General features: G+C 53.5%; 11 protein-coding genes. All 11 read left to right on the plus strand.

What is annotated here, in order from left to right:
• The first annotated feature begins 299 nt into the window (after window positions 1-299).
• The gene (locus BIY29_RS18895; protein WP_121576570.1) at window positions 300-818 is read left to right on the plus strand and encodes an Hcp family type VI secretion system effector; all 519 of its coding nucleotides are present in this window, start codon (window positions 300-302) and stop codon (window positions 816-818) included.
• Window positions 819-980: 162 nt separating this feature from the next.
• Window positions 981-3,017: a type VI secretion system Vgr family protein gene (locus BIY29_RS18900; protein WP_121576571.1), complete on the plus strand. Its 2,037-nt coding sequence runs from the start codon at window positions 981-983 to the stop codon at window positions 3,015-3,017.
• A 9-nt stretch (window positions 3,018-3,026) separates the two neighbouring features.
• Window positions 3,027-4,397, plus strand: coding sequence for a Tle-like phospholipase domain-containing protein (locus BIY29_RS18905; RefSeq protein ID WP_121576572.1), 1,371 nt, complete (start codon window positions 3,027-3,029; stop codon window positions 4,395-4,397).
• A complete protein-coding gene (locus BIY29_RS18910; protein WP_205680379.1) occupies window positions 4,397-5,176 on the plus strand; it encodes an ankyrin repeat domain-containing protein in 780 nt (259 codons plus the stop codon). Before BIY29_RS18905 ends, BIY29_RS18910 begins: the two co-directional genes overlap by 1 nt.
• Before the next feature lie 68 nt (window positions 5,177-5,244).
• On the plus strand, window positions 5,245-5,943 hold the full coding sequence (locus tag BIY29_RS18915) for an ankyrin repeat domain-containing protein (protein ID WP_240630216.1): 699 nt from the start codon (window positions 5,245-5,247) through the stop codon (window positions 5,941-5,943).
• Window positions 5,944-6,011: 68 nt separating this feature from the next.
• Window positions 6,012-6,710, plus strand: coding sequence for an ankyrin repeat domain-containing protein (locus tag BIY29_RS18920; RefSeq protein WP_240630218.1), 699 nt, complete (start codon window positions 6,012-6,014; stop codon window positions 6,708-6,710).
• Between the two features lie 68 nt (window positions 6,711-6,778).
• The gene (locus BIY29_RS18925; RefSeq protein WP_240630219.1) at window positions 6,779-7,477 is read left to right on the plus strand and encodes an ankyrin repeat domain-containing protein; all 699 of its coding nucleotides are present in this window, start codon (window positions 6,779-6,781) and stop codon (window positions 7,475-7,477) included.
• Between the two features lie 68 nt (window positions 7,478-7,545).
• Window positions 7,546-8,244, plus strand: coding sequence for an ankyrin repeat domain-containing protein (locus BIY29_RS18930; RefSeq protein WP_121576576.1), 699 nt, complete (start codon window positions 7,546-7,548; stop codon window positions 8,242-8,244).
• Window positions 8,245-8,988: 744 nt separating this feature from the next.
• Window positions 8,989-9,939, plus strand: a complete 951-nt coding sequence (locus tag BIY29_RS18935) for a DUF4123 domain-containing protein (RefSeq protein WP_121576577.1) — start codon at window positions 8,989-8,991, stop codon at window positions 9,937-9,939.
• Window positions 9,936-10,862, plus strand: coding sequence for a DUF4123 domain-containing protein (locus tag BIY29_RS18940; RefSeq protein ID WP_121576578.1), 927 nt, complete (start codon window positions 9,936-9,938; stop codon window positions 10,860-10,862). The genes BIY29_RS18935 and BIY29_RS18940 overlap by 4 nt, the downstream gene beginning before the upstream one ends.
• Before the next feature lie 12 nt (window positions 10,863-10,874).
• A partial coding sequence (locus BIY29_RS18945; RefSeq protein WP_240630220.1) for a DUF6531 domain-containing protein occupies window positions 10,875-12,479 on the plus strand: 1,605 nt, incomplete at its 3' end.

Below are 12,479 nucleotides of genomic sequence, written 5' to 3' on the forward strand. Positions count from 1 at the left end.
TTGTCATGTAAATAAATAAAATTTTTAGAACAAGTCGCATTTGGGGCAACTTCTTGCCCGGCTTTTAGCATAAATCACTTTTCGGGCAATGTTTGCAAACGATCTGGGAAGTCTGGGCAATTTTTTGCCTGAATTTGACTTAAGGAAAATTTGACTTAGGTATTTTTGTTTATAAAACAATGACATAAAAATTGGCATAAGAATTGCTACATAAAAATTGCTATGTGTTAAGTGAAGTCAACCACATGTTCAATCAACTGTTTTTAATCAACTGTGTTTAATCAACAAGGAGCAATACCATGCCAACTCCATGCTATATCAGCATCGAAGGAAAAACTCAGGGCAACATCACCGCCGGCGCTTTCACCTCTGACTCTGTCGGCAACATCTACGTACAAGGCCATGAAGACGAGATGCTGGTGCAGGAATTCAACCACATCGTTACCGTCCCCACCGACCCGCAGTCCGGCCAGCCTTCCGGCCAGCGCGTACACAGGCCGTTCAAGTTCACCGTGGCGTTGAACAAGGCCGTACCGTTGCTGTACAACGCGCTGGCTTCCGGCGAAATGCTGCCGACCGTGACGCTGAAGTGGTATCGCACTTCTGTTGAAGGCAAGCAGGAGCATTTCTTCTCCACCGTGCTGACCGATGCCACCATCGTGGATATCGACTGCCAGATGCCGCACTGCCAGGACCCGTCGAAGCTGGACTACACCCAGTTGATTCAGGTGTCGCTGGCCTACCGCAAAATCGACTGGGAGCACACGGTAGCCGGGACCTCCGGCTCCGATGACTGGCGCGCGCCGGTCGAAGCGTAATCGTGATGTAACCCGGCCGGCGTGCCGGGTTTTTTTGCGTGTGTTGGGGTGTGAGCGGACTCAGACCCCAACACAGGGTTTCATTTTTCATCAGGGCAGAGGCAGGTCGCACCGGGCGGTAACGGGGCGTGCGGTAGCCGTGGCAGAGGGAGGAAGAACAAGGTGGCAAACAGTACAGGATTGCAGTTCACCGTGGCGCTTGGCGGGTTGGCGGAGAGCACGTTCGCGGTGGTGGATTTCCAGTTACAGGAAATGCTGAACCAGCCGTTTCATCTGTCGCTGAATCTGGCGAGCGCGTTGCCGGATGTGGATTTTGGCGACGTGCTGGACCAGACGTGCGAACTGAAGGTGTGGTACGAGGGGCAGTTGCAGCGTCGGGTGAGCGGAATAGTCAGCGGATTCACTCAGGGCGACACCGGTTTTCGGCGCACGCGCTATCAGGCGGAAGTCCGTCCGGCGCTGTGGCGGCTGGGGCTGCGCAGCAACGCCCGCATCTTTCAGGCGCAGAAGCCGGAAGAGATTATCGCCACGCTGCTGGAAGAGGCGGGTATCACCGATTACGCCTTTGCACTACGGCACGACCATGCGCAGCGGGAATACTGCGTACAGTACCGGGAAAGCGATTTGGCGTTTATCACCCGGCTGGCGGCGGAAGAGGGGATGTACTTCTTCCACGAATATGAGGAAGGGAAGCACCGGGTGGTGTTTGCCGACGACGCGGGGGCGCTGGGGAAGGGGCCGGAGCTGTTCTTCAATCTGGCGAACCAGGGGTTATCGGAGGGGGAGTATGTCAGGCGTTTCCGCTATAGCGAGGCGGTGCGCACGGCGGAAGTGGAGCTGAAGGACTACTGTTTCAAGACTCCGGCCTACGGGCTGTCGCACAAAAAGCTGGGCGGCGCGCTTGAACACCAGCGGGAGAGCTATCAGCACTACGACTATCCGGGGCGATACAAACAGGATGCCAGCGGCAAGGCGTTTGCCGGTTACCGTCTGGATGCGTTGCGTGCGGACGCGGTGACGGGGGAGGGAGAGTCGAACTGTGCGGGGCTGATGCCGGGCAGCAAGTTCCAGCTGACGGAACACCCGAACCCGGCGCTGAACATTGCCTGGCAGATAGTGGGGGTGACGCACAGCGGGCAGCAGCCGCAGGCGCTGGAGGAAGAGAGCGGCGGCGAGCCGACGACGATGAGCAACGTGTTTTCCGTTATCAGGGCGAAAGCGACGTGGCGTGCGGGGATGGCGTACAAGCCGATGGTGGACGGCCCGCAGATAGCGACGGTGGTGGGGCCTGCGGGGGAGGAGATTTACTGCGACGAATATGGGCGGGTGAAGCTGCAATTCCCGTGGGACAGATATGGTGCGAGCGACGACCAGAGTTCATGCTGGGTGCGGGTAAGTCAGGGCTGGGCGGGGGGCCAGTACGGGATGATAGCGATACCGCGCATCGGGCATGAGGTGATAGTGAGTTTTCTGGAGGGCGACCCGGACCAGCCGATAGTGACGGGGAGGACGTTTCATGCCACCAATCCGACGCCCTATGTGCTGCCCAATCATAAGACGCGAACGTTGCTGCGTACCGATACCCATAAAGGCACCGGGTTTAACGAACTGCGATTCGAGGACGAAGCGACCCGCGAGCAGATTTATATCCACGCCCAGAAAGACATGGACGTGGTGATCAACAATATCCATCGCCGGAGCGTTGGCCGGGATCAGCATTTAACGGTGTCCCAGGATCAGTTCCAACGCGTTGACCGGCACAGCCACCGTACTATCGGGCAGGATGATTTTGAACAGATCGGTCAGGATCATCAGCAGTTCATTGGCCGTCACTTTGTGCAAAAAGTCGTACAGTCGTTCAAGCGATTTATCGGTGGCGGCGAGATCACGCAGATCGAAGGTAGCCGCCAGACCACTATTTCCGGTTCGGAAGAAACCTTGATCGGCGCGCATCAGCGTACGGTAGTGAACACCGACAGCTACCTCAAAGCAGCGGATATCGTGCTGGAAGCGGGGCAGGCGTTGACGATCAAAGGGCCGGGCGGTTTTATCAAGATCGATGGTGCCGGCGTCACCATTTCTGGAACGCGGGTGAAAGTCAATGAAGGCGGCGCGGCGGGAGTAGGTACAACGCCGGTTTCCATCACGCCGGAAGAACCCGCCAAACCGACATTACCGGATGCCCCTGACCGGCGTTAAGGAGAGAGTATGCCAGGTGCCGCACGTTTGGGAGATAGCTGCGCGGGACACGGTTGTTTCCCGGCCACTCCAATTATCGAAGGCAGCAGCGATGTGACGATCAATGGCAAACCCGCCGCCCGTCTGGGCGACGCGGTGTTGCTTCATGCCTGCCCTTGTCCGAATATGCCCCACGGCGTTCATAACCGGGCGATTTCCGCCGGTTCCGGTACGGTGACCATCAACGGCAAACCGGCGGCCCGTATAGGTGACGCCATTGGCTGTGGCGGTTCGGTTGCCGCAGGCAGTGGTGATGTTTTTATTGGCGACACGCCGTACCAGTCGCCGGTCAAGGCCTGCGCGGAGCAGTCGGCGCAGCGGCGCTCACCGTTGCTGGCGCTGACGCCGATGCTGGCTCCGGCGCTGATGCAATGGGCGCAAGTGGCGGAACTACCGGTGCTGGACGAGGCGCTGACGCTGCTACAGCGTCAGGAACGCTACCTGGCGCGGGCCAAACTGGCCGCCGAAGGGGCAACGCTGCCGGGACTGGCGGATGCGGCAAAACGGCTGGCGTTTAATAACGACAGTATTTTGCGCGCGGAAGCCGCGCAGTATGTCTATCCGGTGGATGAGTTCCGTCGGGGCGTACTGGCGGCGCTGCCTAAAGCGCCGGTAGGGTTGGAGCTGATTGATACCAGCGCAATGCCGGGGCTTGAAAATGCTAAATTTATGAGTGAAAAAACAGGTTTTGGCTCTGCTTTATTTAAATCAGCGATTAACGGTGAAACCATGCTGACCTATCGGGGTACCAATAATGCGGTTACTGGGGTAAAAGACTGGCTGACAAATGGTGGCCAAGGTATAGGGATGGAAACAGCGCAATACAAGCAAGCAATGGATTTAGCCAAACAGGTAAAAAGATCTATCTCGCCTTCCCCTGTTATTGTCGGACATTCGCTAGGCGGCGGTCAGGCATCCGCAGGTGTTGGGATAAGCGGCTTAAGTGGTTATACCTTTAATGCGGCAGGTCTGCATAAGAATACTACGATTCGGGCGGGAGGGGCCGATCTTGCTAAAATTGGCTCATTGATTACCACTCAGGCAGTGGATGGTGAAATTTTAACGATGGTGCAAGGTGTTGGTAAGGCGATGGTGCCGGGGCTATTATCCGGTGCCGGAGCGCTGATTGGCGGTTCGGCTGGCGCGGCCATCGGCGGCGTAATCGGCGTGGCGACACTGCTGGGTGGTGCTTTACCAAAAGCGGCGGGGACCATGCAGTCGCTGCCCGCCTCTGGCGGCTCGCCGCTGGCCCGTCATGGTATGGATCAGGTCATTGCCGGAATTGAAAGCCAGAAAAAAGACGATATCGGCAAAATTACCAGTGTACTCAAGGGGGCATAATGCAATGGTTGGCACGTTTAAAATGGGTAGGGATAGTTATTCTGGGATGTTTAACCGCCTGTCAAGCCGGAGGACGCAGTATGCAGGCCAGTGAGTTATTTGAACCGCCGATGGTGGCGCTGTTACAGAGTATTCAAAAAGGTGATGAGGCTACGGCAAGGCATCAATTGTCACAGGAGCAGGATCTGAATATTCAGGGGAAAGAAGGCGTAACCCCGTTGCTATGGTTGATCTATGAAACTCAGAATAAGAAAGCGGTAAAACTGGCATTAAAGTTGGGGGCTGATCCTAATTATAAGGACGGTTATGGTGATAGTGCGGTTAACTCGGTATCGGGTGCGAAAGATCCTGACTGGCTTCGTATCATGCTGGATGCGGCGGGGGATCCGAATGCTATCGGCCATCTTGGACAGCCTGCGTTATTCAGTGCGATTAACGAAGAGCGCTGGGCAGATATTAAATTATTGGTAGAACGGGGAGCCGATGTAAATTTAAAAGATGGTCCAGGACGAAATAGCGCGCTTTATGCCGCTTATCTGGATGAGTATGAAATTGTTTATTGGCTGATTGAACAAGGTGCCGATATCACTATCTATGATGATACGGGCAGTAACCTTGCTTTTTCTGTCGAAGATAGCCTGTCAATTATGTCCCCCCAATCTCCTCAATATCCCTGGGCGTTAAAAGTAAAACAGCTATTACAGGAACGGGGCGTTAAATTTCCTCCCTTGTCACCCGCAGAGGTGAGAGAGCGCCGTGCGAAAGGAGAGCCGCTTTGAGGCGTTGGTTCAAACTGCTTTTGGCCTGTGTGCCGCTGTTAACTTCCTGTCAGGCAGGAGGACGCAGTATGCAGGCCAGTGAGTTTTTTACACCACCGATGGTGGAATTATTAAGGACTATTCAGAAAGGGGATGAAACAGCAGCTCGACATCAGATAGCGCAGGCCGGGCTGGATCTAAATGTGCAGGGAAAGGAGGGGATTACGCCCTTATTATGGCTGGTCATGGAGAAAGATCAGGCTGGCGCAAAACTGGCGTTAAATCTGGGGGCCGATCCCAATTTTAGAGCCGGTCATGGTAATACCGCAGTGAATATGGTTTCAGGCGCTAAGTCACCGGAGTGGCTAAAGATGATGTTGGATGCGGGGGGCGATCCCAATGCATTAGATCATAATAAGACGCCAGCCCTTTTTAATGCAATTAACGAAGAGCGCTGGGCAGATATTAAGTTGTTGGTGGAGCGCGGAGCCGATGTAAATTTAGAGGATGGTCAAAAAAGAAATAGTGCACTTTATGCGGCTTATATAAACCAATACGATATTGTGTACTGGCTAATTGAACAAGGCGCTAAGGCAGATACCTATTCAGCAACAGATGGAAGCCTAGCATGGCGAGTGCATGAGAGTCTGTCAATTATGTCCTCCCAATCTCCTCAATATTCCTGGGCGTTAAAAGTAAAACAGCTATTACAGCAACGGGGCGTTAAATTTCCACCGTTATCACCCGCAGAGGTAAGAGATCGCCGTGCGAAAGGTGAGCCGCTTTGAGGCGTTGGTTCAAACTGCTATTGGCCTGCCTGCCGCTGTTAACTTCCTGTCAGGCAGGAGGACGCAGTATGCAGGCCAGTGAGTTATTTGAACCGCCTATGGCGGCACTGTTACAAAGTATCCGTAACGGTGATGAAGCAACTGCCCGGCATCAACTGTCGCAGGGGCTGGATCTGAATATTCAGGGGAAAGAAGGCGTAACCCCGTTGCTATGGTTGGTTTATGAAACGCAAAATAAGAAAGCAGTAAAACTGGCATTAAAGTTGGGAGCCGATCCAAATTATAAGGATGGTTCTGGTGATAGCATAGTCAACAGGGTATCTGGAGTAAGGGATCCAGACTGGCTACGAATTGTACTGGATGCGGGAGGGGATCCGAATACAATTGGTCGGCGTAGTCAACCTGCGATATTTAGTGCAATTGGTGAAGAACGTTGGGCAGATATTAAGTTATTGGTAGAACGCGGAGCCGATGTAAATTTAAAAGATGGTCCAGGACGAAATAGTGCGCTTTATGCCGCCTATTTGGATAAATATGAAATAGTTTACTGGTTGATTGAACAAGGTGCCGATATCACTATTTATGATGATACGGGCAGTGATTTAGCCTTTTCAGTAGAAGACAGCCTGTCAATTATGCCCTCCCAATCTCCTCAATATCACTGGGCGCTAAAAGTAAAACAGCTATTACAGCAACGGGGCGTTAAATTTCCGCCACTGTCACCCGTAGAGGTAAGAGAGCGCCGTGCGAAAGGTGAGCCGCTTTGAGGCGTTGGTTCAAACTGCTATTGGCCTGCCTGCCGCTGTTAACTTCCTGTCAAGCCGGAGGACGCAGTATGCAGGCCAGTGAATTATTTGAGCCGCCGATGGCGGCATTGTTGCAAAGTATCCGTAATGGTGATGAAGCCGCAGCCCGGCATCGATTGTCGCAGGGGTTAGATCTGAATATTCAGGGAAAAGAAGGTGTAACCCCACTCTTGTGGTTGATTTATGAAACGCAGGACAAAGAAGCGGTAAAACTGGCGTTAAAGCTGGGAGCCAATCCAAACTATAAAGATGGTTTTGGTGATAGTGCGGTTAATTCGGTATCTGGTGCTAAAGACCCTGACTGGTTGCGTATGATGCTGGATTCAGGAGGCGATCCTAATGCTATAGGTCATCTTGAGCAGCCAGCGCTATTTAGCGCGATTAACGAAGAACGTTGGGCGGATATTAAGTTATTGGTAGAACGCGGAGCCGATGTAAATTTAACGGATGGGCAGAAAACTACTAGTGCTCATTATGCAGCTTATCTTAATCAATATGAAATTTCCTACTGGTTGATTGAGCATGGTGCTAATGTAAATACGTATTCAGCAACAGGTGCAAGTCTGTCCTGGACGGTAGAAGAAAGCCTATCCATTATGTCACCTGATTCCCCGCACTATAAATGGGCGCTAAAAGTAAAACAGCTATTACAGCAGCGTGGTGTTAAGTTTCCGCCGTTATCACCCGCAGAGGTAAGAGAGCGCCGTGCGAAAGGTGAGCCGCTTTGAGGCGTTGGTTCAAACTGCTATTGGCCTGTGTGCCGCTGTTAACTTCCTGTCAGGCAGGAGGACGCAGTATGCAGGCCAGTGAGTTATTTGAGCCGTCTATGGCGGCACTGTTACAAAGTATCCGTAACGGTGATGAAGCCGCTGCCCGGCATCAACTGTCGCAGGGGCTGGATCTGAATATTCAGGGGAAAGAAGGCGTAACCCCGTTGCTATGGCTGGTTTATGAAACGCAAAATAAGAAAGCAGTAAAACTGGCATTAAAGTTGGGAGCCGATCCAAATTATAAGGATGGTTCTGGTGATAGCATAGTCAACAGGGTTTCTGGAGTAAGGGATCCCGACTGGCTGCGCATAGTGCTGGATGCAGGGGGGGATCCCAATTCGATAGGCCGCCTTGATCAACCGGCAATATTTAGTGCGATCAACGAAGAGCGCTGGGCAGATATTAAATTATTGGTAGAACGCGGAGCCAATGTAAATTTAACCGATGGACAGAAGACAAACAGTGCTCACTATGCCGCTTACCTTAACCAGTACGATATTGTTTACTGGTTGATTGAGCATGGTGCTCATGTAGACACCTACTCAGCAACTGGTGGAAGTCTGGCATGGCGAGTACATGAGAGTCTGTCAATTATGTCCCCCCAATCTCCTCAATATCCCTGGGCGTTAAAAGTAAAACAGCTATTACAGCAACGGGGCGTTAAATTTCCGCCACTGTCACCCGTAGAGGTAAGAGAGCGCCGTGCGAAAGGTGAGCCGCCTTAAAATGGCGAGAAGATATACGATCGCTAATTGTTTAATTATATATACCCGTCATCTTTCAAGTTGCAGGTGCGTTGGCTGCGTTACTCGGCCCATCCGTGGGCCTCTCTTCTTTGGGCTGAGGGATCCCCGGAAAATAATTAAGCATTATTTGATAAATCGTCTTATATAGCAGGATGTGGTTTTTTAAGGTTTTTCTTCGCGTAAAAAATCGCGCTGAGGTGGGCGTGACAGCCGGGTGAGTCGCACGGACGCGACGAAAGCCAGTGCCGCGCAGGGAGCGCGTCACTGGCGGCCCGACCAGCGGTCACGAACGCCGAAGGCATCGCGTAGCGACGCGATTCCCGCGAAAAGCCTCGTGTCGGGCGCGTGCTGCGACGGTCGCAGAAATCGACTGAGGCTAGTGCGCACGAAATCCTCACTGCGCTTATAGAAATTCCTTCCCGACGAATTTGTCACTCGGTTGCCGCATTACAAGGCTCATTAATGGGCCTTCAGACTATTGACAAAGCTCATTATTAGGGGGGGCGTAGCGGCGTGAGCCGCCGGAGCGCCCCTCGGTATGCTAGGCCTGTGTATCTCAGGCTTACAGGCGACTTTGTCAGCAAACTCAACGCTCATTAATGAGCCTTGTCCGTAAAGGGCCATCGCTTTGCGTTGTTCAAAACGATAACGTTTGTCCTGCATCTCGAAATCTATTGGGTATAACAGCGATATTAATTTTTGCTTGGAAAAGTTGATTCAGTAATGAAAAAATTAGCCACACTGACTCTGTTTGATATTATTCAGCACGGGACGTCACCGCTTTACGCCATTATTGATGTCATGTGTTATCCCTCGCTGCCTGAATTCTGGCAGACGTTTCAGCCTGCCGCCGCGCCGCTGTGGCGGCAATTGCGGTTTGCGCCGGATGCCGAGGAATGGCAACGATGGGCGCCGATTATTGTGTTAGTTGAAGAAGGAAAATCCGGGGAAACGCTGTTGCGCTGGATAGCGGAAACAAAAAATGACGGTCCGCCCGGTATTATCTTGTTGCATTCAGCGCTGTCGCTGGACGAAATAACCCGCTACTGGCAACAAAGAATTTCTTGTATTTATCCTGATGGTAAAAAAGCATTATTTCGCAGTTACAATCCCGATATATTACGGCGATGGTGGGCCACATTAAACGAGACGGAGCAGTCCGCTTTTCTTTCCCCACATGACAGTTTCTATCTGGCGTTAAAAGAAGATAAACGTCTGACTTATTCTATTATCGGTGCGGAAAATAATTATCCGATAGAACAAGGTGTTTATTCTATTCATCTGAGTAGAGAACAATATTATTTGCTGTCACATGAAAATCGGCTGCATCGGTTGGCTAATCAACTCTGGCTTTATGCCAGTACGTTATACGTTTATCCGCTCGATATTGAAGTAGTGAAAACTAAATTTATCAGCGGAATTGCCTTGGCCAGACAGTTATATCCTTACGCCCACGACAATGAATGCGAATCCTGGTCTGCACACCGTTGGGTGTTGAGCAGTGACTTTTATCTGCATCCCCGGTTTATCACTCTGCTTGAACGCAACAATCTGGAAAACAGTATCCGGCTGTTTAAAACGCAGCCCCACAGTATGCAAGAAGTCAGGGAACATTACCACCGCCCCGGTTGGATGCGGGGCGAATTGCCGGACATATCGGAGGTTAAACTATGAGCGAGTCTAGCTCTTTTCTGTCCCGCACATCGGAAGAAGATGAAAGCGGATGGCTGGCGCGCATTGCGCAAGGCGGTTGTTTCATACTTGCGGAGGCAGTGCTGAATGACGCCGTTCCCTGGCTGGCGGAACGCTGGGGCGGCAGCCTGGATCAAACCCGTCTTTACTGGGGCGAGACCGGGCGCATTCATGCTTCGGTATCGCCTTACTGCATTCCCGTCCACAGCGCCAACTGGCCGCAATTACGCGAATATCTGCTGGTTAAGGACGGCTGGGGCATTGCGATACAGCTTGAATGGTTTATGCAGGCATATAGCCCGCTCCAGCAGCTAACGGAATTGATGAAACATCTGCGGGAGTGGAGCTGGGTAGCTACGCCGGACGGAGGCAGCGCCATATTACGCATCAGCGACTGGCTGGTGACGTCGAGTCTGCTGGAAGCCAGCGATGCGCGGGAAGCCTGCGCGCTGTTCGGGCCGGTGAAGACGTTTTGCGCTATCGCGCCGTCGGGGAGCGTTCAAACGCTGACGCTGACCGAACGCCAGATGCACGGTCTGTCCGCCCGCGAGCCGCAGCATCTCAGCCCGCAGCAATGGCAGGCGATTATCGAACCGTCGGAGCGGGGCGTGCTGAACGAGTATATGGCGCACCTGCGGGCGCATCATGTCCGCTGGCGGGAAAACGATGAACCGGCGTTGCTGGATTTTACTCAACGGCAGGTTGAGCAGGCGCGCCAGCATGGGTTTAACAATGACCGGGATATTGTGCGCTATCTCAGTCTGGCGACGGAAATGCAACCGGATTTCATCCGCCAGTCCTGGGCCGAAGCTGTGTTCGCCGAACCGGAGATGATGGGAATGGAGAGCCGCATGGATCGTTTATATCGGGCGGCACTGGCGCAACTGGAAAACGAAAAAGCCTAACAGGGAGTCACAATGAATCAGGATAAACAGGCCGCGCTGATGACCAGCGGGGAAGCGGCGGCAAAAAATTTCTCCACCGACAACAAAATCTCCGGCGGCTGCTCTGCTTGCGGCTGCGAGGTCATCATCCGTTATCACTATGATTCCGGCAGGCCGGTGCCAAATGCGCCGTTCGTGTTGACCGACAGCAACGGCGCGGAAATCCACGGCAAGACGGACGCCAACGGCCTGTGCCATATCGTCGACATGGGGTGTGGCGCCTTTGAGCTTCTGCTGGATGAGGGCACGGATGTGTTCGAGCCGAAGCAAACCGTTCAGAATAATCCGGTGTTGCAGTCCAGCCCGGCCTATGCCGCGTTGGGCGCTGAATATTTCACGCTGTATCTTCGCCTGCGCAAGCAGGGTCTGCTCACCTATGACGCGGAGGACAGCGGCGACAGCCATGTGGAAGTGGAAGGCGCGGGGATTTTCAGGTTAATCCCGGATGAATACCGGAAAGAATATGACCGATTCTGGCAACTGAACGAACAGATCAACCGCGGTAGCCGCCAGCTGAAGCAGGCAATTAACAAAACCCACCACAGTCTGGCGGCGGAAGTGGCGGATATGAGTGAGGATGACAACGCTGCGTTCATGATGCTCTGTCAGGTGGTCTTGGGATGCGTGCCGGTGGTGGGGCAGGCGCTGGATCTCTTTTTCATCGGTGAGTGGTGCTGGAAAACCTATGAAAACCCGGCGCTGCTGGATGACAATTTGCATCTGGCTGACGGCGCGCTGTGTGTGATCGGCGTTGTGCCGGGGCTGGGGGACGCGATAAAGGTGGTCGGCCGGGCGATCCTGAAAGCCCTGAAGAAAGGCTCGCCGGACGCGGTGCAGTTTGCGATCAAGACTATCCGCAGCCTGTCGGACGGCAATCTGGTGCAGGGAGTGACCCGGCTGCGGGGCTTGCTGCGGGAGTATGGGAAGAAAGGCAAGGACAAGCTGGCAGATATTCGTGCGGCGATGATAAAGGCGCTGGACGATGCGGCGAAAGACAACTGGCTTATCGGGGTGATGAAACAGCGCTTTGGCAAGATGATCGATAATCTGGATCGGCTTATTGAAGGGTACGACGAGGCCATCACCACGCTTGAGAGCCAATTCGGCAGCTTTATTCCCCTGATTGTGACCCGGGCGTCCGGGAGTGCGCTTTCCAAAGGGGCGTTTGCGAAGTCCGTAAAAGCTCCCGCCCCCCGCGCGACAGCCGGGACGCGGGCCGCATCACAGACACCGGCCCCTGTCCCCAAAAAAACTGGTGCGCCGGAAAAGGTGACCAAGGTTAACGCGGGCAGAAGCCAGGATACGCAGCCCGGCGCCGCAGAACAACAGAAAAAAGCCGGTGAAAGGGATCAAGCCAACTGCGCCAACTCAGGCAACTGCCGGAGCGAGGGGGAGCCGGTGGATATGGCCACGGGCTATGTGGTTGACTGGCGTACCGATTTCCAGTTGTCCGGTGTTTTACCGCTGCTGCTGAAACGGTATTACCGTTCCGGCGGTGAGCGCCGGCCGGGATTGCTGGGGTCGCTGTGGCGTTGCAACTGGGATATGGATCTGACGCTGGATCACGGCGTGGCGACG

The sequence above is a fragment of the Brenneria alni genome (assembly GCF_003666245.1).
Classification (GTDB): domain Bacteria; phylum Pseudomonadota; class Gammaproteobacteria; order Enterobacterales; family Enterobacteriaceae; genus Brenneria; species Brenneria alni.